This window comes from Streptomyces sp. CNB091 (assembly GCF_000377965.1).
On sequence record NZ_KB899015.1, the window covers coordinates 54501 to 76443 of the forward strand.

At 71.6% G+C, this 21943-nt stretch carries 20 protein-coding genes and 1 pseudogene; 11 read left to right on the plus strand and 10 right to left on the minus strand.

The genetic code is table 11. The features are described from left to right. Positions 1-3: 3 nt before the first annotated feature. Together D581_RS0133705 and D581_RS0133710 are read right to left on the minus strand one after the other, a co-directional pair. On the minus strand, positions 4-621 hold the full coding sequence (locus D581_RS0133705; RefSeq protein WP_199787866.1) for an AAA family ATPase: 618 nt from the start codon (positions 619-621) through the stop codon (positions 4-6). 9 nt (positions 622-630) lie between these two features. After that, positions 631-3042: a tetratricopeptide repeat protein gene (locus tag D581_RS0133710; protein ID WP_018961529.1), complete on the minus strand. Its 2412-nt coding sequence runs from the start codon at positions 3040-3042 to the stop codon at positions 631-633. Between the two features lie 269 nt (positions 3043-3311). On the opposite strand from D581_RS0133710, the gene D581_RS0133715 reads away from it, so the two are divergent. Then, a complete protein-coding gene (locus tag D581_RS0133715; RefSeq protein ID WP_018961530.1) occupies positions 3312-3785 on the plus strand; it encodes a GNAT family N-acetyltransferase in 474 nt (157 codons plus the stop codon). 167 nt (positions 3786-3952) lie between these two features. Here the strand turns inward: D581_RS0133715 and D581_RS0133720 are convergent, their stop codons facing one another. Then, the gene (locus D581_RS0133720; protein ID WP_018961531.1) at positions 3953-4249 is read right to left on the minus strand and encodes a hypothetical protein; all 297 of its coding nucleotides are present in this window, start codon (positions 4247-4249) and stop codon (positions 3953-3955) included. Positions 4250-4397: 148 nt separating this feature from the next. Here D581_RS0133720 and D581_RS0133725 point away from each other — a divergent pair, with 148 nt between their 5' ends. From D581_RS0133725 to D581_RS0133740, 4 genes are all read left to right on the plus strand, one after another. Continuing rightward, on the plus strand, positions 4398-5225 hold the full coding sequence (locus tag D581_RS0133725; RefSeq protein ID WP_018961532.1) for a Scr1 family TA system antitoxin-like transcriptional regulator: 828 nt from the start codon (positions 4398-4400) through the stop codon (positions 5223-5225). Beyond that, complete coding sequence (locus tag D581_RS0133730; protein WP_018961533.1) at positions 5222-5428, plus strand: DUF397 domain-containing protein; 207 nt, start codon at positions 5222-5224, stop codon at positions 5426-5428. The genes D581_RS0133725 and D581_RS0133730 overlap by 4 nt, the downstream gene beginning before the upstream one ends. After that, the gene (locus D581_RS0133735) at positions 5425-5631 is read left to right on the plus strand and encodes a DUF397 domain-containing protein (RefSeq protein ID WP_018961534.1); all 207 of its coding nucleotides are present in this window, start codon (positions 5425-5427) and stop codon (positions 5629-5631) included. Before D581_RS0133730 ends, D581_RS0133735 begins: the two co-directional genes overlap by 4 nt. A 132-nt stretch (positions 5632-5763) precedes the next feature. Continuing rightward, on the plus strand, positions 5764-6366 hold the full coding sequence (locus tag D581_RS0133740) for a hypothetical protein (RefSeq protein WP_018961535.1): 603 nt from the start codon (positions 5764-5766) through the stop codon (positions 6364-6366). 34 nt (positions 6367-6400) lie between these two features. Here the strand turns inward: D581_RS0133740 and D581_RS0133745 are convergent, their stop codons facing one another. After that, a complete protein-coding gene (locus tag D581_RS0133745; protein ID WP_026291143.1) occupies positions 6401-6799 on the minus strand; it encodes a hypothetical protein in 399 nt (132 codons plus the stop codon). Positions 6800-6873: 74 nt separating this feature from the next. Between D581_RS0133745 and D581_RS0133750 the strand changes: the two genes are divergently transcribed. Then, complete coding sequence (locus D581_RS0133750) at positions 6874-7437, plus strand: TetR/AcrR family transcriptional regulator (protein ID WP_018961537.1); 564 nt, start codon at positions 6874-6876, stop codon at positions 7435-7437. A 19-nt stretch (positions 7438-7456) separates the two neighbouring features. Here D581_RS0133750 and D581_RS0133755 read toward each other — a convergent pair whose 3' ends face one another. Next, entirely contained in the window at positions 7457-8095 is a 639-nt protein-coding gene (locus D581_RS0133755; protein WP_018961538.1) for a maleylpyruvate isomerase N-terminal domain-containing protein, read from the minus strand. Next, positions 8092-8976, minus strand: coding sequence for an imine reductase family protein (locus D581_RS0133760; RefSeq protein WP_018961539.1), 885 nt, complete (start codon positions 8974-8976; stop codon positions 8092-8094). Before D581_RS0133760 ends, D581_RS0133755 begins: the two co-directional genes overlap by 4 nt. A gap of 157 nt (positions 8977-9133) precedes the next feature. Between D581_RS0133760 and D581_RS0133765 the strand changes: the two genes are divergently transcribed. After that, positions 9134-10102, plus strand: a complete 969-nt coding sequence (locus D581_RS0133765; RefSeq protein WP_018961540.1) for a helix-turn-helix domain-containing protein — start codon at positions 9134-9136, stop codon at positions 10100-10102. A 63-nt stretch (positions 10103-10165) separates the two neighbouring features. Here the strand turns inward: D581_RS0133765 and D581_RS1000000142390 are convergent. Together D581_RS1000000142390 and D581_RS0133780 are read right to left on the minus strand one after the other, a co-directional pair. After that, a pseudogene (locus D581_RS1000000142390) lies at positions 10166-10312 on the minus strand (NPP1 family protein); the annotation flags it as partial. Between the two features lie 283 nt (positions 10313-10595). Next, on the minus strand, positions 10596-11267 hold the full coding sequence (locus D581_RS0133780) for a class I SAM-dependent methyltransferase (protein WP_018961543.1): 672 nt from the start codon (positions 11265-11267) through the stop codon (positions 10596-10598). A gap of 151 nt (positions 11268-11418) precedes the next feature. Here D581_RS0133780 and D581_RS0133785 point away from each other — a divergent pair, with 151 nt between their 5' ends. Genes D581_RS0133785 through D581_RS0133795 form a run of 3 tightly spaced genes read left to right on the plus strand, consistent with a single transcriptional unit; the run spans position 11419 to position 14556 of the window. Further along, positions 11419-11844, plus strand: a complete 426-nt coding sequence (locus tag D581_RS0133785) for a hypothetical protein (RefSeq protein WP_026291144.1) — start codon at positions 11419-11421, stop codon at positions 11842-11844. Between the two features lie 52 nt (positions 11845-11896). Continuing rightward, entirely contained in the window at positions 11897-14044 is a 2148-nt protein-coding gene (locus D581_RS01000000138110; RefSeq protein WP_018961545.1) for a hypothetical protein, read from the plus strand. Further along, the gene (locus D581_RS0133795; protein WP_018961546.1) at positions 14041-14556 is read left to right on the plus strand and encodes a hypothetical protein; all 516 of its coding nucleotides are present in this window, start codon (positions 14041-14043) and stop codon (positions 14554-14556) included. Before D581_RS01000000138110 ends, D581_RS0133795 begins: the two co-directional genes overlap by 4 nt. A 73-nt stretch (positions 14557-14629) precedes the next feature. On the opposite strand, the gene D581_RS0133800 is transcribed toward D581_RS0133795, so the two are convergent. Then, entirely contained in the window at positions 14630-17212 is a 2583-nt protein-coding gene (locus tag D581_RS0133800) for a bifunctional FO biosynthesis protein CofGH (RefSeq protein ID WP_026291145.1), read from the minus strand. A gap of 196 nt (positions 17213-17408) precedes the next feature. On the opposite strand from D581_RS0133800, the gene D581_RS0133805 reads away from it, so the two are divergent. After that, positions 17409-18110, plus strand: coding sequence for an HAD family hydrolase (locus tag D581_RS0133805; protein WP_018961548.1), 702 nt, complete (start codon positions 17409-17411; stop codon positions 18108-18110). A 203-nt stretch (positions 18111-18313) separates the two neighbouring features. Here D581_RS0133805 and D581_RS0133810 read toward each other — a convergent pair whose 3' ends face one another. After that, complete coding sequence (locus tag D581_RS0133810) at positions 18314-21796, minus strand: hypothetical protein (protein WP_018961549.1); 3483 nt, start codon at positions 21794-21796, stop codon at positions 18314-18316. Positions 21797-21943: the final 147 nt, after the last annotated feature.

Sequence of the window (21943 nt, forward strand, 5' to 3'; positions counted from 1 at the left end):
AGGTCAGCGGCCGGGGCGTGTCTGGGTCGCCGCGGCGGTGAGCACGGCGTCGGCCAGTTGCGCTGCCGTCCGTCCGCCGCCGCTGTCGATCCGGGACAGCCCCAGCGCCTCCACGGCGTCCAGCATCCGCGCCTGATAGCGGACGGTACGGGCCAGGAACCGGTCCATGAGGTGCCGTTCCACGTCCGTCGCCTCCTCGTAGCGCCCCGCCGCCCGCACCCGGTCGCGTACGACCGTGTCGTCGGCGGTGAGCCACACAGCGGCCGTACGGGGAACCGTCAGCCGGGCGACCCACGCGGGCCAGAGCGCCGAGCCTTCCAGGATCAGGCCGGGAGACCCGGGCCCCGCCCGGTCGGTGATCAGCTCCTCGATGCGCGGCCGGAGCCGTTCGTAGTGGTCGAGGACGGAGGCGAGGAGTTCGTCGGTGGTCAACGTGCCGTAGTGCTCGGCGACATGCGGCGGCACCTCGTGCTCCGGGGTCCGCCAGGGCCGTCCCGGGTGCCGGGCCAGGTCGTCCGTGGAACGGTGCTCGAAACCGAGCCGCTCCGCCACCGCCTCGGCTACCGTCGACTTCCCGGTGTTCGAGGTCCCGCCGATCAGCACCACCCGCACATCGCGCATCCCCCGACCCTACGATGCGGCCACCGCCCCCAGCCGCTCCCGCTGGGCTCGCGCCCACGCGTAGTCCGGGTCCAGCTCCAGCGCCCGGTCGAGGTCCGCGAGCGCCTCCTGGGGCCGGCCGAGGGCCTCCAGCGCGAGGGCCCTGCTGCCGTGCGCCCAGGCGTAGTCGGGGTCCAGGGCCAGGGCCCGGTCGTAGCAGGCGACGGCCTCCTCGGGCCGGCCCGTCGCCCGGTACACCTCGCCCCGCTCCCCCTCCGTTCCGGCCCGACCGGGGGACAGCTCCTCGGCCCGGTCCAGGTCGGCGAGGGCGCCCACCGGGTCGCCCAGGACGGTACGGACCCGGGCCCGCCTCACCAGCGCCCAGGCGTACTCCGGCCACAGCGCGATCGCCCGGTCGAAGTCGTCGAGCGCCTCCTCGTGCCGGCCCAGCGCATGGCGGACCAGGCCCCGGCTGCCCAGCGGCACGGCGTCGGACGGGTCGAGGGCGTGCGCCCGGTCCAGGACGGTCAGGGCCTCCTCCAGGCGGCCCATCCGCCGGTAGGTCTCCCCCCGCTCGCGCACCGCCCAGGCCCAGGAGGGCGCGATCTCCTCGGCCCGGTCCAGGTCGGCGAGGGCCTCCTCGTAGCGGCCGAGCGAGCGCAGGATCACCGCCCGGCCCTGGTGGGCGCGTTCGCTGCGCGGGTCCACGGCGATCGCCCGCCCGTGGTCGGACAGCGCGGCGTCGAGCTCCCCGGCGCGGAAGCGGTGCCAGGCGCGCACCACGAGGGCGGCGGCCCGGTCCGTGTCGGTCAGCTCGGCCCGGGTCAGGAGGAGGCCGAGGGCGGCGGTGGGCCGGGGCCCGTGGTCCGTTATGGCGGCCAGCAGGTCCCGGCCCCAGTCACGCAGTACGGCGTTGTCGGCGTCCTCGCCCGCCTCCGCAAGGGTCCGGGCCCAGTGGCGGGCGCGGGACGGGGCCTGCCCGCACAGCTCGATCCCGGCGCGCAGGGCCTCGGGCAGCGCGGTGCGGGGGCGGGCGCAGAGCCGGTGGTAGAGCACGTCCAGGGCCGCCCGGCGCCAGGGCTGCTCGGCCCAGAGGCGCTCCGGGTCGATGCCCTCGGCCGCCGCGTCCCGCCGGGCGACGAAGGCGTCGGCCAGCCGGTCGTGCGCCGCCTTCCACCGGCGCGGCGACCCGGTGCGCTGGAGGCGGAGCATCGGGGCCCGGACGACGGCGTGGTACCGGGAGTGGCCGGAGTGCCGCTCGGCGACGAACGGCAGCTCGTGCAGCCAGTCGTAGAGATCGGGCACGGCGTGCGTCCCGTTCCGCGGTGCGGCCACGGCGACGGCGACCAGGTCCTCGTCGAACCGGCGCGGCAGCGCGCAGGCGAGCGCCGCCGCCCGGCGGGCCGGGTCGCTCTCCCCCGCCAGGAAGCGTTCGACGGCGGTGGCGTTCGCCTCCCCGGCCGCCCCGGGGTTGGCGGCGAGCGTGGAGACCAGGACGGGCAGCCCGCCGGAGAGCCGCAGCACCTCCCGTACCACGGACTCCGTCACCACCCCGCGCTCGTGCAGGAGTTGGCGCGACTCGGCCTCCGTGAACGGGCCGAGCGGTACGTCGGCGACCAGCCGGTTCCGGTCGCCCCAGTGCACGGGGTCGAGGCGGCGCTGGCCGGCCAGGGTGAGCACGAGGTTGGCGGGCAGGTCGCCGTACCGGCCGGGGGTCAGCAGGTCCGCCAGCCACCGGTCCAGCTGGGGTGCGGTGCGCTCGTAGGTGTCCAGGAAGAGGGCGATCCAGGGCACGGTGTCCGCGACCCGGTCCAGCTCGGCGACGAAGACCGGGGTGAGGACCCGTACCGGTTCCGCGAGCAGCAGCGCCTCCTCCTGCTGCCGGACCCGGCCCCCGAAGACCGCCCGCAGTCCGCCCGCGCCCCGCGCCACGACCGCCGGGTCGATGCCCCCGGCGAGCGCCCCGACGACGGGTATCGCCCCGGCCGCGATCAGCCCGGCCTGCGCGGCGGCGAGCGCCCCGGGGGAAGGGGCCCCGTCCGGCGTCCCGTTGTCCGCGGCGAGCCGGCCGGCCGCGTCGTGGCGCGCGCGCCGGTAGGTGGCGAGCAGCCGGTCCAGCGCCTTGAGCGGGTACCCCTGCTCGGCGAACTGCGCGGCGACGTCGGCGAGTACGTCCGGTACGGAGTCGGCGCTCTCGTCGACCGATGCGGCGAGCGCCCCGAACTCCTTTGCCACCTCACGCCATTCCCGTACGAGCGAGGTCTTGCCGACCCCGGCGTTGCCCCGGACGTGGAAGACGAACCGGTGCCGGGGATCCTCGGGCGGTCGCGTGAAGTTGGCCCGGTACAGGGCGAGTTCGGCCTGCCGTCCGACGAAGGCGGCGCGGCGTTGCCCTTCGATGATCTGCTGGAGGGAGAGGCGGCGGGGGCTCGGCGGATGCATGGGGCCAGTCTGTCAGCGACCCCCGCCGTCCGGGGGTCGCGATGCCGATGACGGCGGCCTTCCGATACCCGGTCGGCGTCGAGCTCGCGCGGCTCGAAGGAGGTCTCGCTGCGGCGGGTGAGCCGGGTGAACCGAGGCAACCCGGCGGCCGACAGGATCCGTACGGCGGCCCGCCGGGTAGCGCCCAGGAGAGGGGCACGGTCCCAGGCCTGCGTCCCAACTCGCCCAGCCCGCACGGACTCTCGCCTGTAACGGCCAAGGCTCCTGCCATGATCGGCATCATGGGCATACAGATCACGTCGGCCGGGATGGCCGACTTCCACCAGGTCCTGGCTGATCATCCCCGCTACTGGGGCGAACGCGACCTTCGGTCGTTGCACCTTCTGGCGCTGGTGCAGGAGTTCGGTTCAACCTGCCTGGTTGCCCGAGCCGAGGACGGAATCCGTGGGTACGTCTTCGGGTTCGTCACCCCGAACGGCACCGGGTACGTGCATCTGATCGCCACGCGGAGCGACGCCCGCGGCACCGGCCTCGGGCGTCGCCTGTACGGGGCGTTCGCGGAGGCCGCGGAACGGCATGGAGCACGGCAGTTGAAGGCGATCACGTCAGTCGAGAACACCGGCTCGATCGCCTTCCATCGCAGCCTCGGCTTCGACACGAAGATCGTCGACGACTACGACGGTCCCGGCCGGTCCATGGCCGTCTTCCATCGAGTTCTGCCGCTCAACGTCGCGTGCCCCTGACCGGCCCACCGTCACTGGCGATCGCCCGCCCCCAGGCCGTTAACGCCTTCTCACGACCCCGGAATCCCGGCCCGGACGCCGGGGCACCAGTAACCCGCCGGTAGCTTTCAGCCGTTCGCCGCTGATGGGCCCGTGCCTATCAGTGGTCGCCCGTCACCAGTCACGGGTCACCGGTCACCGGCGTCCGGCAGCCGCTGCCCCCGGCTGTGCGCGACGAGCAGCACATCCCGCAGGGACAGGACGGCCTGCGTCAGCGCGAACCGTACGGCGACCTCGCCGGCCGCCTGGTCCGCAAGCACCTCCTGCGCCCCTTCCAGTACGACGTTGCCGCACTCGATCTGCTCCTCCTCCATGTCGTCGGCGAGCCGGGAGAGCCTGCTGTTCGGGTCGCCGGTGCTCAGGTAGCAGGGCTTGCCTTCGAGGGACCTCCAGGGAAGGAGGCGGAGCTGCGAGGTGTCGGTCATGTCGTTTCGTTCCTTAGCGCGAGGAGGTGCCTCTGAGGAGTGGTTATCACTGTTCGTGGCCCCATCGTCACGGCTGCCGCCCTACGCTCGACAGAGGCACGCGATTGCCTGCTAACAGGACAACGGCGAGGGGCTCGGGGAGTCAGGGATGACCGAAGTCGCGGAAGCGGAAGCGGAGTCGGGGCGCGCGGCACTGGGGAGCGCCCTGCGGTACTTACGGCAGAAGGCGGGGCTGTCGCTCGGCCAGCTCGCCGAGAAGACGCGTTACGACAAGAGCTACCTGTCACGCCTGGAGACGGGGAAACGACTCTCCAAGCCGGCGGTGATGGAGGACCTGGACCAGTTCTACGACACGGGCGGGCTGCTGGTCGAGCTGTGGAAGGTGGCGCGGCGGGAGGTCTTCAAGGACAAGTACAAGGAGTTCATGCGGCTGGAGTTCGGGGCCCGCATCATGCACAAGTACGCTCTCGGAATTCCTGGGCTGCTGCAGACTGAGGATGTGGCCCGCGCCCTGTTGTCCGGCGACCAGGAAACGGAGAGCGAGGCCGAGTCGGTCGAGGAACAGGTCATAGCGCGCCTGGGCCGTCAGCAGTTGCTCTTCCGCAATCCGGCCCCCACCGTCCGCATCATCATGGACGAGTACGGGCTGCGGCGGCCGGTGGGTGACGCGAAGGTGTGGGAAGCCCAGTTGGAGCATCTGATCGAGATTGCAGAGCTGCCGATGGTCACGCTTCAGGTGCTGCCGTTCTCGGCTGGGGCGCATCATCTGATGAACGGCTCCCTTACGATCCTGTGGCAGGAGGACGGGAGCGCCGTTGCCTATATGGAAGGCAACCAGTGCTCTGATTTGCGGGAAGATCCGGAAGACGTCACGCGCGCCCGGCTGTCCTACGATCGGGCACGGGATCGGGCGCTGCCCCCGCCCGACTCCATCGCGTTCATCAGGGGCGTCCTGAAGGAGTTCAGAGCATCATGAAGCGCACGCCCGACCTCTCCACCGCGACCTGGCGCAAGTCGAGCTTCAGCGACGGGGGCGACAACAACTGCATCGAGGTAGCCGACGGCTACCCCGGCCTGATCCCCGTACGCGACAGCAAGACTCCCGCAGGCCCCGCGCTCGTGATCGCCGCGCCCGCCTGGACCGCCTTCATCGACGACGTACGGAAGGGGAACCTGTGACCGTACCCACCGCCCCCGACCTCTCCACCGCGACCTGGCGCAAGTCCAGCTACAGCGACGGCGGCGTCAACAACTGCATCGAGGTGGCCGACGGCTACCCCGGCCTGATCCCCGTACGCGACAGCAAGGCCTCCGCTGGTCCCGTACTCCTCGTCGCCGCCCCCGCCTGGGCGGCCTTCGTGGAGTTCGCGGCCGAGCGCTGACCCTCACCGGCGTACACCGCAGGGCCCGCCCTCAGCCCTCCCCGGGTTGGGGCGCGGGCCCTCGCGCCTACTCAACCGCCCTGAGTACCGGCGCTCATGATCCCGCCCCGGCCGCTGCCTAGCGTGGCAGGCATGGACACGGAAGCGGCCACCACAGCAGACACTCCAGCCACGGACTCGTCACCCGCCGACAGCTCGCGGTGGTTCTACGGCTGCTCGATCGCGGTGATCGCCTTCTTCGTGCTGATCATGCTGGGAGCGGCCGCGGTCGCGGAGTTCGAGAAGAGCCTCGACGGCGACGGTCAGATGGAGCAGCCCGGCCTCTCGGGCAGCGTGTCCCAACCGCCCGGCTCCGGCATGACGGCCCGGTACGAGGACGGCCTGTCGGTCACCATCAGCCGCCCCGAGCCCCATGGCGACGGCACCTACAGCCTCACCGTGACCTTCAAGAACGGCACCGACGAAAAACTACGCCTCAACGGTGACTCGTTTCCCCCGCTCCTCGTCGTCCGGGCCGGCGAATCCGGCGACGACGACGCCAGCGTCTACAGCCTGACCCGGCTGAACTCGGAGAAGTCCGCCGCCGCCCTCGTCCCGCCCGTCCCCGAGGGCGAAGAGCGCACCGTCCCGATTCGCTTGAAGCCGGCCCTAAAGGGCACCCCGGTCACGGTCGAGGTCAGCCCTCCGGACGCCGGCTACCGGGAAACGTCTTACTTCCAAACCACCCTGGGCTGAGCCCCCAGGCCACTCCAGGCCCGAGCCGTCCTCGTCAGCCCCCAACCCGCGCCCCGACCCAGGCGCGGGCGGCCGTCACGTCCTGCGTGGCCATCGTCGGGCAGCCCCACAGCTGCTCGCCGCTGTGCATCGACGCCGCGCGCTCCGCCGGGATGTCCGCCGGCGCCACGAAGGCGAGGCCCCGGCAGTGCGCCGTGAGGCCGGGCCGGATCAGCTTGAGGGTGCGGACGCGGTCGGCGGTGGACCTACCGGACGGCGACGTTACGGGAGTGCGCCCGTCCGGCGGTGCGGGCATCAGGAGGATCGCCGCGAACGGCTCGGCACGCTCCGTGAGGGCACGCAGTTCGTCGAGGACGAGCGCTTGCGCCTGGTCCATGGGCAGCCCCGAGGTGTCGATCTCCCGTGGCTCCGGTGCTGTTCCGTGAATGTCCATCAGCCGACGCTACCAGCATTAGCGACCACCGGTCACTAATGGGCCCCCATCCCCCACTGCGTACGCTTGCCCCGATGAACAGCACCGGAAGGAACGGGCCCGGTCGGCCGCCGCGGCTGAGCCGGGAGCGGATCGCCGAAGCCGCCCTGCAAGGGGACGTGGAGACGCTCACCATGCGGGAGCTCGCGACGAGGCTCGGGGTCTCGCACTCGTCGCTGTACCGGTGGGTGCCCGATCGCGACGGCGTGCTGGATCTCGTCAGCGAGGTCATGGTCGGCCGGGTGCTCCCCGAGGACGAGCCCGACGCCGGGACCTGGCTCGACTGGCTGGAGCGGCTGGCGTGGGCGATGCACGACGAGTTCCTGGCGGTACCCGGATACGCCGCGCATGTGGCCCGCCCGCACCGCCACCACCTCGCGTCCTTCGAGCGGCTGCGCGACAAGGCCGCCGCCGCGTTCCGCGCGGGCGGCGCGGACACCCGACAAGCCGAGCAGAACTGGGCCGTCTTCGGACTCGGCGTGGTCCGGTGGCTGGCAGCAGCGGGCGACGCCCCGGCCGAGCCGCCGTTCGCCCTCTACCTGGGCACCCTGCTGCGCGGCCTCCCCCGCCACGACGAGGAGCGCGGCCCGCGCCCATGACCTCACCCACGGCCCGCTGTCAGCGCACGGTGCCGTCCCACTGCCACTTCGCGCGCCGGGGCAGCCCGGGAAGCGCGGCCCGGCCCGTGCACCACAGCAGCGTGTCGGACGGAAGGTGTCCCGAAGGCGCGGCGGGGAAGAGGCGGGCCAGCACGGCGGCGCTGGTGGGGCCGGGCGGGGTCCAGGGGGTGCCCAAGGCGCGGGTGATGTCGTAGGTGTGGACGGTGAGCTCGGTCATCGCCATGGCGGCGAAGCCGATGGCGTCGGAGTGGCCCCAGGGGTGCCAGGCCCGTACGTCCGGCGCCGTGCCGCGGATGGTGGAACCGGCGAGGGCCGACGCGATGCGGAGGCCGTCCAGGCAGTCGGCGAGGGGGGCCTCGGGGTCGAGGGAGGCGAAGAGCGTGATGTAGCGATCGGTGGGACGGGCGATGAGCAGGCCCGCGTAACCGGTCAGGCCGAGGGCGAGGTGGTCCAGGGTCTGGCGGCAGGTCCAGTCGAGGCCGTGGGCGGGGCGCGACCAGTCCCGCCCGGCCGCCTCCCCCAGGGCGGCCAGGCTGTCGTCGGTGGCGGTCGCGAGCAGGTCCGCCCAGCGCGGAGCACCAGCCGGGGGCGCCGCAGCCGGAGCAGGAGGTGTGACGGCCGTTCGAGTCATCGTCATGCGCCGGCCGCCCTCTTCGTCAGGACCTCGATGACGCTCGCGTAGCTGTCAGAGCCGTGGCCCGCGTCCCGGGCACGCTCCATGGTGACCTTGAGAAGTTCGGGCAGGGCGTTGTCGAGACCCCGGGCCGACGCGGCGTGCAGGAGGTGGTCGATGGTCGCGATCTGTACGTCGACGGTGGCGTCGTCACCCGGGTAGCGGCCGGCGTCGACCTGGGCGGCGTACGTGGTGAGGAACCCCGTCACGGCGCTCAGCCAGCGGATCGCGACCGGAGTGAAGGCCGTGGCCTCGATCTTCTCCGCGCCGACCAGGGCGGTGCCGTGCAGCCAGCCGGTCATGGTGGACCACATCAGGCCGAGGAGCGCGGCGTCGTAGAGGGAGGCCAGACCCGGCTCGGCGCCCAGGTGCAGAGGATCGCCCAGGGCCGCCAGGGTCGGGCGGTGGGTTTCGAGGACGGTGCGCGACCCGCTGTAGAGGAACATCATCTCGGGGCTGCCGACCCCCGGCGGAGTGGTCATGATCGCGCCGTCGAGGTAGTCGGCGGAGTGCGAGCGGGCCCACTCGGCGACTTCCTGGGCCTGCTCGGGCGACCCCGAGGTGAGGTTGACCAGGGATTTGCCCGCCAGGTCGCCCGCGATGGGGTCGAGGGTGGCGTGCAGCGCGTCGTAGTCCAGTACGCACACGATGATCAGCGGGCTCGCCGAGACGGCCTCCTCGGGCGTCGCGGCGAGTCGGGCGCCTCGCTCGGCCAACGCCCGCGCCTTGTGCGCCGAACGGTTCCACACCGTGGTCGGGTGCCCCCGCTCCAGCAGGGTGGCGGCCAGTGCCGATCCCATCTGCCCCAGCCCGATGACCGTCACGGCCGAACGCTCGGTACCCATGCTCCGACAACTCCCTGTCCGTCTGCCCACGCCTGGGCCGGTTGATCACGTACGCACCACGCTCGCAGCAGGAGAAGGGCGGGAGAAGTGACAGCAGTGACGGCAACCACCAAATTCCTGCCATACGCTGCACCGCATGAGCGCTGGTTCTGTCGCCGTGGTCGTGACCGAGGAAATCCACCTTCCCTCCTGGGACCTGTACGAACTGAGCATCCCCTGCACGGTGTTCGGGAAGCCGCAGCCCGACCTGGCGGACCCCTGGTACGACCTGCGGCTGTGCTCCACACGGGAGCCCGGCGCGGACGCCTCCGCGACCGGCGCCGGACTCTCCCTGCACACCCGTTACGGTCTCGCCGACCTCGCCGGCGCGGACACGGTCATCGTGCCCTCGGTGCCCGACCCCTGTGTCGACGAGGGCCGGCCGCTGGACCCGGCGCTGATCACGGCTCTCCGCCTCGCCCATGACGCCGGCGCCCGCATGGTCTCCCTGTGCACGGGCGCCTTCGCCCTCGCCGAGGCGGGCATCCTCGACGGCCGGCGCGCCACCGCCCATTGGATGCACACGGCTCAACTGGCCGACCGCTACCCGAAGGTGCGGGTCGACGACTCGGTCCTGTACGTGGACGACGGCTCCGTCCTCACCAGCGCCGGGCTGACCGCCGGACTCGACCTCTGCCTCCACCTCGTACGCCGCGACCTCGGCGCGCACGTGGCCAACCAGCTGGCCCGCCGGATGGTGGTGCCTGCCCATCGCCCCGGTGGGCAGGCGCAGTTCATCGACCAGCCCGTTCCCGCCACCGACGACCGGGGTCTGGCGCCCGTGCTGGACTGGGCCCGGGCGAACCTCGACCAGCCGCTGACGGTGGAGGGCCTGGCCCTGCGGGCCGCGATGAGCCCGCGCACCCTCTACCGGCGGCTCCAGGCGGCCACCGGGGTGACCCCGTTGCAGTGGCTGCTCCAGCAGCGGCTGCGACGAGCCCAGAGCCTGCTGGAGTCGACGGACCTGCCGATCGCCAGGATCGGGGAGCTGAGCGGCCTCGGCACCGCGAACAACCTCCGCCACCACTTCGTCAGACAGATCGGGGTGTCGCCGAGCGACTACCGCCGCGCCTTTCCCCTGGCGTGACGGACGGCCGGGCCCGCCCGGTCCGCCCGGGATCCGTGCCACGGGCGACGAGGGACGGCCTCCGGCCCAGGGATCGAAGAGGACCCCGGCGGGCTTGGAGTTGTTGAGCAGATCGCGGAAGCGGTCGCCCTTGTCGGTGACCATGATGGTCGCGGACCCGAAGTCGGCGTTCATGAGCTTGTCGCGCGACTCCGTGCTGGGGAAGCCGTGACACGTAGAAGCCATCGCGGCGGCCCGACGAGCCGAACTTCGCCGCCACCACGGACATGTACTCCGCCGGCGAGTCCGCGACGATCGTCGGCCAGACGCTGGAGGGGCGACGCGACGACGCCGCACTCGCCATTGAGGTCCACTGCGCGGTGAGCGAGGAGACCCAACCGGACTGAGGTCTGGCGGCGTTGGATTGCCCAAGGGGTCGAGGGTCGAGGAGAATCTGCCCAGCGGGCCAGGGCGGATCTCACTCCCGCTGGGCGGCGAAGGAGCTGGGCACGGATCACTCCCGCGCGGCGGCGGCGTCCGGTTTGTGCGCCATGAAGCCGGCGACCGGCCGCTTCGCGCCTTCCTCGGCTTCCTGCAACGTCCGCCCCGTGGTGACGAACCCCGCCCGCTCCAGCAGTTCGGCGATCCGGTCGGCGGGCAGCCGGTAGCAGTCGAAGGTGGCGGGAGGCCCCCCGTAGCCGTGTGTCAGACGCTGGTGTCCGTCGTCGCCGACCCGGGTGACGACCAGCAGGTGCCCGCCGGGCGCCAGTACCCGATGGAACTCGGCGAACACTCCGGGCAGCGACTCCGACGGCAGATGATGCGTGGAGTAGAACGCCAGGACGCCGCCCAGTTCGCCGTCCCCGGCCTCCAGCGCGGTCATCGAACCGACCTCGAAGCGCAGTCCCGGATGGGCCGCGCGCGCCAGCTCGACCGTCCTCGGCGAGAGATCGATCCCGAAGGCGGAGACCCCCAGCCCGGTCAGGTATGCGGTCACCTTGCCCGGTCCGCAGCCCACGTCCGCCGTGGGCCCGAGGCCGGACGACGTGACGAGCTCGGCGAAGGCGGCCAGCACGGCGCGCGACAGCGGGTCCAGCTCGCTCGGGTCCTTCACGGACCGGGCGTAGTCGGCGGCGGCGGCATCGTACGACTGCCGGATCTGGTCCAGGGACGAGGCTTTCAGCATCCCGCGAGGTTATGCCGCACCCAGGACGGACGCCTACGGGTGTGACCGAGTCGTGTGGATCACCCTCCGACAGGTTCACATGACACGCAGGTTGCTAACGTGCAGGGTGAATGGGTTCGTGGTCAACCGCGCACGGGGGACGGTTCAGTTCATGGCATGGGACGAATGGGAACAGCTCAAGAGCGAAGCGGCGCAGCGGTCCTCCGCCTCCACTCAGCTCAACGGGGTGCCCCCCGGCGGCGGCACCCCGGGCACCGGCGACTTGATCGTCCATGACGACGAGCTGGGCCGGATGGGCAACACCGCGTATGAACTGCGCCAGAAATTCGGCGTGGACAGCGACCTCGCCCGCCCCAGCACGTTCGCGGCGTCGATCGACCTGTTCAACGACGGGCTCGACATGGGCGCGGCCCTGACCGAGCTCCACGACGCGTGGAACAGCCAGACGAAGACGCTCAAGGACGCCTGCGCGCACATCTCCAACCACTTCGACTACAGCCGCGCACAGCACGCGAAGGACCAGGTCCAGGTCGCGACGAGCATGCCCGTCTCCAAGATCGACAGCTACATAAAGTAACTTCCGCAAACCGGAAAGTTCCGGCGAAGAACACACGGGGGCTGGACAACGCATGGCGACCGAGACGATGACCGCGCAGGAACTGACGGATCTGCGCCTGGGCACACTGGACACGGCGATCACGGACTGGGAGACCATGGCCAGGCGCCTCAAGGCGCTCTCCACCGGTGACGGGGGCGGAGTGAACGCCAAGAGGCTGCAGACGGAGGCGAACGCCGCGGACTGGAACGGCCTCAACGCCACCGTCACCAAGGACTTCGTCTCCAAGACGGCCGTCGAGTTCCAGGACGTGGCGGGCCAGGCCACGAGCGTGCTCGGCATCATGCGCGACGCCAGCGCGGCCTTCAAGAAGCACAAGGCCGCCCTGCGCACGGTCATCGACGACGTCGCCAAGCAGAACATCTACATCAACGCCAAGGGCAGCGCCATCGCCTCCGTGCCCTCGGGCGCCGCGGCGGGCAAGGGGGACATCCCCACCCCCAGTGACGAGGAACTCGCCGTCGCGGAGCGCCGGGTCAAGCGGGTTCTCTGGGAGGCGAGCGAGACCGACCGCATCGTGGCCCGCGCCCTGCGTGCCCTCGCCAAGAACAAGCATGACTTCACCGGCGACGGTCCGGGCGGGCTGAAGGAGGCCGACGACCGACAGGGCAAGGCGGACGCCGACTACTGGGCGAAGAAGGTGAAGGAGAGCGATCCTTCGGAGTGGAGCGACAAGGAGATCGAGCGCTTCAACGAGATGCTGATCGACCAGCGTGACAATCCGGGATTCAGCGAACGGTTCGCCACCACGCTGGGCGCGGACGGCACGATGCAGTTCTGGCGGGACATCGCAGACCCGGGCCAGGGGAAGACGCCCGAAGGCGAAAGGGCCAGGTTCCTCGGCCAGGTCCAGGAGAACCTCAGCATGTCCTTGGCGACCGCGTCCCACGTGGACAGTCCCGCCATGGATGCCTGGAAGAAGGACGTCATCGCCTCGGGCGGCAAGCAGTTCGGCCACGAGGGCATCATGGTGAAGCCGTACGGCTTCCAGATCATGAGCAATCTCATGGTCAAGGGCAAGTTCGACAGCGGCTTCCTGGACGACTACGGCAGTGCGGTGCGGACGTTCGAGCAGTCCAAGGGAGCTCAGTTCAATCCGGCGTCCGTCTGGGGCAACCCACTTATCGCGGCCCAGCTCGACTACACGGGAGCCGGCGGCACGCCGGGCAGCGACCCCATGGCGGGCTACCTCAAGGCCGTGTCGCACAATCCGGACTTCGCAACGGACCTGTTTCTCAAGGAACTCCCGGGCGACAACGACGACCCGCACGCGCCGACGAGGACGATGGCGGACTATCTGCTGTCCGAAAGGGAGTTCTACGACGAGGACGACCCCTTCGGCAAGGGCGACGGCACCATGCAGTCGCGGGAAGCCCTCGGCAAGGCGCTGCTCGCCGCCGGCACCGGCCTCAACCCCGACGAGCCCGCCGTGGTCACCGGCTACGACCGCACTCCCGACCAGCGCGCGGTGCTGGACAAATCCCTGGACGTGCTGGCCGGTAAGAAGGACGAGTTCCCGCCCGAACTCCGCGATGACATGGCCGCGCTGCTCGGCAACCACGGCGACAAGGTGCACCAGTCGGCCAGCTCACTGAACCCGGGGGACAGCACGCTCGACTACAAGGACCTTCTCCAGGTGTCGAAGCAGGTGTCCCGGGACCAGGACGCCTACGGCATGTTCATGGAGGGGGTGAACCAGGCGATCATCGCCGATATGCACGCTCCGCACGAGGGAGACCCTAGGGAGGAGCTGCTGCGGGCTGGTCAGACGGTCGGGTTCATGGAGTCGGCGCGCTATCACGCCTTGGACACGGACAAGGACGACCCCTCGTGGCCGGCCAAATGGGCGTACCACGGCGCAGGGAGTGTGGCGAACTTCGTCCCCGTGGTGGGAGACGTCCTGCAGCGAGGAGTGGACGCCGGTGCCTACGCCTGGCAGGTGGAAGAGCAAGAGCGCATCGACGACAAGCTCGCCATCGAGAAGAGCGAGAACTTCCAAGTTCGACAGAAGTACCTCACCGCCCTCGGCGAGGAATGGGTCCGCGTCAACCCCGACCACAAGCTCTCGGCGACCGGCGACGATTACCTGTGGCAGATGGACATCGCGCTCGCCGCCCTCAACGGGAATAAGAGCGCGAACGGAACGGTGGGATCGTCATGACCGAAAAGCTGCAGATTTCCGCCATCCGCCTTTCTCTCACAGTCCTCCTCCTCGCTGGCGTCTCGGCATGCGGAGGTCCGGAAGAGTACACCGTCCCGAGCAAGGCCTGCGGCCGGGACGTCAGCAAGGACAAGCTAGGAGCGCTCTTGCCCGGCGGCACGAAGCTGCGCGACAAGGCGTCGACATCCGACAAGTCCTTCTCCTGCGAGCTCTACGTCGACGACCTCATGAAATTCGCCTTCACCGAGTACTCCGGGCAACGGAAGTTCGACGTGCTGGCGTACGCGAAGAGCGGCAGGCTCGGGGGTTTTGAGCAGCTCAGGGCCTCGGACGTCAGCGACAACGCCGTGGTGTCCCACACTCGGTCCGTGGTGATGGCTCCGTGCCCGAGAACCGGGAAGAACTACATCCTCAACCTGGAGCTGACGAACACCGAGCATAACCACAGCGACGACATCGAGCGTTTCGTCAGGTCGTATCTGCCGACCGGTCTCGCCGCCCTGGGCTGCTGAGAGCGGGGAGGCCGGTGCGGGGCGGGCTCACTCCCCGCACCGCACCGGCCCCCGCACCGCCCTCCGCCCGCTCTCAGCTCGGCAGCACCGGCAGCAGCTCCGGCAGGTGCCCGTCCGAGGCGGTGGCCGCCGCGACGCGTTCGGCCGGGACCTCCCCGTACAGGGTCGTACGGGGGCGGGACGGGCGGCCCGCGAGTTCGGCGATGGCCTCCAGGCCCTGGATCGAGCGGTACGAGCCGTAACTCGACCCGGCCATCCGGGAGATGGTCTCCTCCATCAGCGTGCCGCCCAGGTCGTTCGCGCCCGAGCGCAGCATCTCCGCCGCACCCTCCGTGCCGAGCTTCACCCAGCTCGTCTGGATGTTGGTGATGTGCGGGTGGAGCAGCAGCCTCGCCATGGCGGTGACGGCCCTGTTGTCGCGGTCCGTCGGGCCCGGGCGGGCGATGCCGGCCAGGTAGACCGGGGCGTTGGTGTGGATGAAGGGAAGCGTCACGAACTCCGTCAGGCCGCCCGTCTCCTGCTGGAGTCGAGCCAGGGTACGGAAGTGGCCGAGCCAGTGGCGGGGCTGGTCCACATGCCCGTACATCATCGTCGAGGACGAGCGCAGGCCCACCTCATGGGCGGTCTTGATGACCTCCAGCCAGGTGGCCGTGGGCAGTTTGCCCTTGGTCAGGACCCAGCGGACCTCGTCGTCCAGGATCTCCGCCGCCGTGCCGGGGATGGAGTCGAGCCCGGCCTCCTTCGCGGCGGTCAGCCAGTCGCGGATCGACAGGCCGGTGCGGGTGGCCCCGTTGACGACCTCCATGGGCGAGAACGCGTGCACGTGCATGCCGGGGGCGCGTTCCTTCACCGCACGAGCGATGTCGAAGTACGCCGTCCCGGGCAGGTCCGGGTGGATGCCGCCCTGCATGCAGACCTCGACCGCGCCCACGTCCCACGCCTGCGCCGCCCGGTCCGCGACCTGGTCCAGGGAGAGCGTGTACGCGTCGGCGTCGGTGCGGCGCTGGGCGAAGGCGCAGAAGCGGCAGCCGGTGTAGCAGACGTTGGTGAAGTTGATGTTCCGCGTGACGATGTACGTGACCTCGTCGCCGACCACGTCCTTGCGCAGCGCGTCCGCGATCCGGCACAGCTCGTCCAGCGCCGGGCCGTCCGCGTGGAGCAGGGCGAGCGCCTGGTCGTCGGTGAGCTTCGTCGGGTCGTCGGCCGCCTGGCTCAGCGCCTGGCGTACGTCGGCGTCGATGCGGGACGGGACCATGCCGGGGGCCGCCGCCTCGCGGAGCGCCTCCCAGTCCCCGTACACCTCGTCGAAGTCGTCGCGGCGGTCGCCGGTGCGGCCCTCGGTGTCGATGGTGGTGTGGAGGTCGGTGCGGCCGGAGGAGGTGAACCCCTCGTCCGGCTCCTGCCACGGGAGGCCGACCGGGATCGCGTCCTCGCGGGCCAGGCCCGTCTCCGGGTCGGCCAGGGCGCGGACGTGCGGGAGGAGGCGGGGGTCGAGCCAGGGCTCGCCGCGCTGGATGAACTCGGGGTAGATGGTGAGGCGTTCGCGCAGCGTGAAGCCGGATTCCGCCGTCTTCGCGGCCAGTTCGTCGATGTGCGGCCAGGGGCGCTCGGGGTTCACGTGGTCGGGGGTGAGCGGTGACACCCCGCCCCAGTCGTCGATGCCCGCGCCGATGAGGAGTGCGTACTCGGCGTCCACCAGGTTCGGCGGGGCCTGGATCCGGGCCGATGGGCCGAGGATGTGCCGGGCCACCGCGACGGCGGCGGCCAGTTCCTCCAGCTCCGCGTCGGGCATCCCGCGCATCGCCGTGTCCGCCTTGGCGCGGAAGTTCTGCACGATGACTTCCTGGATGCCGTGGTAGGCGCGGGCCGTCTTCCGCAGCGCGAAGAGGGAGTCGGCGCGCTCCTCGTAGGACTCGCCGATCCCGATCAGGATGCCGGTGGTGAAGGGGACGTTGGAGCGCCCCGCGTCTTCGAGTACGCGCAGCCGTACGGCCGGTTCCTTGTCCGGGGAGCCGTGGTGCGGCCCGCCGGGCTCGGACCACAGGCGGGTCGCGGTCGTCTCCAGCATCATCCCCATCGAGGGGGCCACGGGCTTGAGGCGCTGGAGGTCGGTCCAGGTCAGCACGCCCGGGTTGAGGTGGGGCAGCAGGCCCGTCTCCTCCAGGACCCGGATCGCCATCGCCCGTACGTACGCGAGCGTGTCGTCGTACCCCTCCGCCTCCAGCCACTCCCGCGCCTCGGGCCACCGGTCCTCGGGGCGGTCCCCCAGGGTGAACAGCGCCTCCTTGCAGCCCATCGCCGCACCCTCGCGGGCGATGGCCAGCACCTCGTCGGGCGACAGGAACATGCCGTGGCCGGCCCGGCGGAGCTTGCCGGGGACGGTGACGAAGGTGCAGTAGTGGCACTTGTCACGGCAGAGGCGGGTGAGCGGGATGAAGACCTTGCGCGAGTACGTGATCACGCCCGGCCGGCCCGCCGCCTCCAGGCCCGCGTCACGGACACGGGCGGCGGACGCCGCGAGGTCCGTCAGATCGTCGCCGCGCGCCTGGAGCAGGACGGCGGCCTCGGTGACATCGAGGGCGACACCGTCACGGGCGCGTTTGAGTGCGCGCCGCATGGCGTTGGAGGTGGGGCGTCCGCTCTGAGCATCGGTCATGAACCGAGCATACGAGCGAGGTGCGCGCGCCGGACCAGGGCCTCTGGGGTCGTTTGTCGCGGAATCGCCGATCGCGACGCGCCTGTGGGTGTGCTCGTCGTCATGCCCGCGGTCGTGCACATGGTCACTCGTGCGGGCCGACTCACCCGGATGAGACCCCGCCGACGGTGTCCTCACGCTTAGTGTCGGAACGGTGATGGAAACGATCGTCCTCGACATCGGCGAAACCCTCGTACGCGACGACCGGCACTGGGCGTCCTGGGCCAACTGGCTCGGCGTACCACCGCACACGCTCAGTGCGCTGGTGGGCGCGGCCGTCGCCCAGGGCCGCGAGGCCACGGACGCGCTGCGCGTCCTGCGGCCCGACATGGACGTCGAGGAGGCCTACCGCGCGCGGGCCGCCGCCGGGCGCGGGGAGCACCTCGACGAGTCGGACCTCTACCAGGACGTCCGGCCCGCGCTGGGCGAGCTGCGGGCCGCGGGTGTCCGGGTCGTGGTGGCGGGGAACGGCACGGCCCGGGCCGGGGAGTTGCTGCGGGGCCTGGACCTGCCCGTCGACCTGGTGGTCACCTCGGACGAGTGGGGCGCCCGGAAGCCGGACCCGGAGTTCTTCGCGCGGGTGGCCGAGGTGGCGAGCGCGGCCCCGGAGGCGACGCTGTACGTGGGCGACCACCCGGCGGAGGACCTGTTCCCCGCCGCCGCGGCGGGGTTGCGGACGGCGCACCTGCGGCGGGGGCCGTACGGGCACTGGTGGGCGGACCACCCCGACGTGGTGGAGACGGCGGACTTCCGCATCGACGCGCTGACGGAGCTGGTGGGCCTGGCGCTCCCGGCGGACCCGGCCGGGGACGAGAAGCCGCGGGCAGGGCGGCCGAGGACGCTGCGGGCGGTGCGTTAGAGGGGCGCCTCGCCGATCGGGCCCGGGGGCCGGCGTGCGCGGTGGCCGGCCCGGGAACGACAGCGGCCTCCCACCGGGAGCCCGATGGGAGACGGCCCGGGAACGACAGCGGCCTCCCACCGGAAGCCCGATGGGAGGCGGCCCGGGAACGGCAGCGGCCTCCCACCGGAAGCCCGGTAGGAGGCCGCTGGAGGTCAGTACGCCTAGACGACGGCCTTCGTCGCCTTGCTGACCGCCGAGCCACTGGCGTGGCCGGTGAGGTGCGCGGTGACCTTCACCGTGATCGTCCGGCCCCGCTGGGCCGCCTTGAGCGGCAGTGTGGCGGCGGTGGCCCCGGAGATGGCCGTGCCGTTGGCGTACCACTGGTAGCCCCACGCGGAGGGCTTTGGCGCCCACGCGCCCCGGCCGACGGTGAGCGTGGAACCCACCTTCACCGTGCCGGAGATCACCGGCGCGATCGTCGCCTTCGGGGCGTCGCCCCTGGCGACCGTGACCGCCGCGCTCGTCGCGCTGCCGTCGGCGTGCCCCGTCAGCCGGGCGGTGACGGTGACGGTGATCTTCTTGCCGAGCAGCGACGCCGGCACCGCGTACGTGGTGGCCGTCGCGCCGGAGACCGCCACGCCGTCCGCCTTCCACTGGTAGGCCCACGCGGAGGGCTTCGGCGTCCAGGCGCCGCGGCCGACCCCGACCGTCGCGCCGACCTTGGCGGTGCCGGAGACGACCGGCGCGACCGTGGCCTTCGGGGCGTCGCCCCTGGCGACCGTGACGGCCGCCGAGGTCCCCTGGGCGTCCGGGTCGCCGGTGCGGCGGGCGGTGACGGTGACGGTGATCTTCTTGCCGAGCAGCGTCGCGGGCACGGTGTACGTGGCGGCCGTCGCGCCGGAGACCGCCGCGCCGTCCGCCTTCCACTGGTACGCGTACGAGGACGGCGGCACCGTCCAGGAACCCCTGCTCGCGCTCAGCGTCGCGCCGACCTTGGCCGCCCCGGTGATCACCGGCGGCTGGGTGGAGGCGAGCCGCGCGGGCGTGACGGTGAACGAACCCCGCGGGTGCTCGACGCCGTTGTGCGTGATGACGGAGACGCTCCAGACGCCGGTCGCGGCGCCGGTCAGGTCGAGGACCGCCGTGAGCGTCCTGCGGTCGGCGGAGACGGCGGTGGTCGTCGACTCCACCTCCTTGCCGCCGAGGGCGAGGCGGACGACGTCGTCCTTGTGCAGGGCCGTCCCCGTGAGCGTCACCGTCGCCTTGCCGCCGGCAGCGCCGGTGGTCGGGGCGACCGTCCCGATGGTGACCGTCTCCACGCCGCAGCGGATGCCGGAGCAGACGGCCTCCGCCGAGTACGAGGTCTTCGCGGCGGTCTCCGGGAGCGACAGGACCAGGGTGCTCGGGGTGGGGTCCTTGGAGTAGGGCTCGCTGACAACGCACTCGTAGCCCGTGGGGATGTACTTCATGCAGCCGTTGTTGAGGCTGGCGTCGTACAGCGAGGGGACCGCCGTCGCCTCGGCGCCGTCGGTGTCGCTGATCTTCATGTCGAAGCGGTCGCGGTACGCGGTCGGCAGCGCCGCGCAGAAGGTGCTGTGCGCCTCGTCGAGGGTGCCGGTGACGGGGCCGTACCCGTAACTGACGTTGGGCACCGCGACGCATCCCTCGGCGGGGCCGGCCGCGGTGGCGATGCGCACGGCGTCGAACCGGTAGTCGGGCGCGGCCTTCAGTCCGGCGCGCACGGTGACGAGGACCTGGTAGCTGGTGGAACCGGTGACCGCGCACGCCTGGTTCCGGTTGCACAGGGCCTCGCCGTTCGCGCCGTACACCACCACGTTCGCGGAGCCCAGGGCGTCGCGCACATCGACGTGCACGGTGTCCTCGGCGTCGGTGGTCGTGATCTGGCGGCAGCGCAGCTCACCGGGTGCCCCCATCGCGCCGCCCGAGGAGGGCCCGCCGGCCCGGACCGCCGGGTTGGGCGTGCAGCCCTTCGCGGTGGCGGTGACGTCCCTGCGGGTCAGCGTGTAGGTGGTCTTGCTGTCCCGGCCCGTGAACAGCACGGTGTACGCGGCGCCGGGCTTCAGCTCGCAGGTGGTCCAGGTGCTGGTCGAGGGGTAGACCGAGCAGGCCTGGACGCCCTTCTCGTCCAGCACCGTGAACTCGGCGGTCAGCGTCTGCCCCGGCGCGGCCTGCAGCTGGAGGTTCTCCCGCCCGCTGTGCGCGTCGGCGGGGATGCTCAGGCACTGCGAGAAGACTCCGTCGCCGGTGGTGATCCGGGCGGCGGGGCTCTGTGCGGTGAAGTCGCCGGCCGGGAAGGCCGGGCAGCCGGAGGCGACGTCGGTGCGGTGCAGCGCCAGGGCGTAGGCGCCGGTCGCCGGGGCTTCGTCGTCGGTGGAGATGTGCAGCCGGAAGGGCGCCCTGCCGTCCAGTTCGCAGGTCCCGGACCTGAGGGCGGACCCCTCGCACTGGTACGCGCCGCCGGCGTCGTACACCGTCGTATCCGGGTGCGGGCCCGGCCCGCCGAGGGACTTCAGTACGGCCATCCGGGCCCCGGTGGGAAGGTCCAGGGAGACGCAGTCGATCTCCCCCGCCGAGGCGAAATCGGACCGGAGCACGCCCATGCCCGCGGGTACGCAGCCGGCGTCCGACGCGCGGTCGAGGATGAGGGTGGCCTGGTCGGTGTAGACCGTGTAGTCACCGGCCGAGGGAAGATCGCACCCGTCCCAGGTGGTGCAGACGGTCTTGCCGGCGCGGTCGTAGACCGTGAGCTTGGTACGGGAGGTGTCGACCGCGTAGACCTCGTGGGGGCCGGCGTGGGACGCGGTGAACGTCTTGCAGCCGGCGGCCGGAGTCACGGTGGTGGGCGCGGAGTTGTAGGCGTTGACCGGGACCCGGGCGCAGCCGGCCGGGTCGGAGATGCGGCGGACCTTCAGCGTGTACTCGGCCGGGAAGCCGCCCTCCGCCTCCCTGACGTGGGACAGGACGCGGTAGGGGCCGTCGCCCGGGAGGACGCAGCCCTCGCTGTCGTCCTCGTTGAAGTGCGGGCAGATACGGGCGCCGGTCTCGTCGGTGATCCAGGAGAGGCCCTGACCGTACTTCGTGGTGGTGATCCTGTTGGTGAGCCGCTCCCCCGGCTTCGCCTCGATCCGCACGCACTGCACGGCCGTCGGGCCGGCCGCCAGGGCCACGAGGGGCGGGCTGTCCCAACCGGTCGGGATCGGGGCGGCGCAGCCCTCGTCCGTGCCGATCGGGACCAGGCCGAAGGTGACCTTGCTGGTGTCCGCCCAGTCGTTGACCAGCCGCAGCGTGTACGTGCCGGTGCGCTCAAGACGGCACCAGCCCTCGCCCCACTCCGGGTCGTGGCAGTCGACCCGCTCCTCACCGTCGTAGACCGTGGTGTACACGTTTCCGGTGCCCGACTCCAGGAGACGGTGCAGGCCCGGCTTCTCGACGGTGAACGTGAAGCAGGCGGTCCCCTCGGCGGGGAGGGTGAGCGTGTTCCCCTCGGGCGCGGCCTCGCCGTACGCGGAGAGCGGGAAGGACGGGCAGTCCTCGGCGGCGGCGGCCGGGGCGGCGGGCGTGGCGGTGGCGGTGCTCGCCCGCGCCGCCCCCACCGGGGCCAGCAGCGTGACCAGAACGGTGAGCGTGAGCAGAAGTGCGGTGTATGCCGCGGATCTCGCGGCCGTACACAGACGTGGTGGCATGGGTCCGTTCCCCCCGGAGCGGTGAAGGATGTGCTCCGGGTCTCCGCGGACAGCTCGTTCGGCGGGCCTCTGAACACAGCGAAATGTGCCCGTCCCGTGAAGGGGCGGGCACATGATGATCGCACAGCTGAGCGACCCGACGACATG

What these genes read in the sequence shown, in the direction of transcription:
- D581_RS0133745 (WP_026291143.1), bottom strand. Translation starts at nt 6,799, where the DNA reads ATGGACATTCACGGAACAGCACCGGAGCCACGGGAGATCGACACCTCG.
- D581_RS0133780 (WP_018961543.1), bottom strand. Translation starts at nt 11,267, where the DNA reads ATGCTGAAAGCCTCGTCCCTGGACCAGATCCGGCAGTCGTACGATGCC.
- D581_RS0133750 (WP_018961537.1), top strand. Translation starts at nt 6,874, where the DNA reads ATGAACAGCACCGGAAGGAACGGGCCCGGTCGGCCGCCGCGGCTGAGC.
- D581_RS0133785 (WP_026291144.1), top strand. Translation starts at nt 11,419, where the DNA reads ATGGCATGGGACGAATGGGAACAGCTCAAGAGCGAAGCGGCGCAGCGG.
- D581_RS0133810 (WP_018961549.1), bottom strand. Translation starts at nt 21,796, where the DNA reads ATGCCACCACGTCTGTGTACGGCCGCGAGATCCGCGGCATACACCGCA.
- D581_RS0133805 (WP_018961548.1), top strand. Translation starts at nt 17,409, where the DNA reads ATGGAAACGATCGTCCTCGACATCGGCGAAACCCTCGTACGCGACGAC.
- D581_RS0133760 (WP_018961539.1), bottom strand. Translation starts at nt 8,976, where the DNA reads ATGGGTACCGAGCGTTCGGCCGTGACGGTCATCGGGCTGGGGCAGATG.
- D581_RS0133705 (WP_199787866.1), bottom strand. Translation starts at nt 621, where the DNA reads ATGCGCGATGTGCGGGTGGTGCTGATCGGCGGGACCTCGAACACCGGG.
- D581_RS0133795 (WP_018961546.1), top strand. Translation starts at nt 14,041, where the DNA reads ATGACCGAAAAGCTGCAGATTTCCGCCATCCGCCTTTCTCTCACAGTC.
- D581_RS0133755 (WP_018961538.1), bottom strand. Translation starts at nt 8,095, where the DNA reads ATGACGATGACTCGAACGGCCGTCACACCTCCTGCTCCGGCTGCGGCG.
- D581_RS0133725 (WP_018961532.1), top strand. Translation starts at nt 4,398, where the DNA reads ATGACCGAAGTCGCGGAAGCGGAAGCGGAGTCGGGGCGCGCGGCACTG.
- D581_RS0133800 (WP_026291145.1), bottom strand. Translation starts at nt 17,212, where the DNA reads ATGACCGATGCTCAGAGCGGACGCCCCACCTCCAACGCCATGCGGCGC.
- D581_RS0133720 (WP_018961531.1), bottom strand. Translation starts at nt 4,249, where the DNA reads ATGACCGACACCTCGCAGCTCCGCCTCCTTCCCTGGAGGTCCCTCGAA.
- D581_RS0133710 (WP_018961529.1), bottom strand. Translation starts at nt 3,042, where the DNA reads ATGCATCCGCCGAGCCCCCGCCGCCTCTCCCTCCAGCAGATCATCGAA.
- D581_RS0133730 (WP_018961533.1), top strand. Translation starts at nt 5,222, where the DNA reads ATGAAGCGCACGCCCGACCTCTCCACCGCGACCTGGCGCAAGTCGAGC.
- D581_RS0133715 (WP_018961530.1), top strand. Translation starts at nt 3,312, where the DNA reads ATGATCGGCATCATGGGCATACAGATCACGTCGGCCGGGATGGCCGAC.
- D581_RS0133740 (WP_018961535.1), top strand. Translation starts at nt 5,764, where the DNA reads ATGGACACGGAAGCGGCCACCACAGCAGACACTCCAGCCACGGACTCG.
- D581_RS01000000138110 (WP_018961545.1), top strand. Translation starts at nt 11,897, where the DNA reads ATGGCGACCGAGACGATGACCGCGCAGGAACTGACGGATCTGCGCCTG.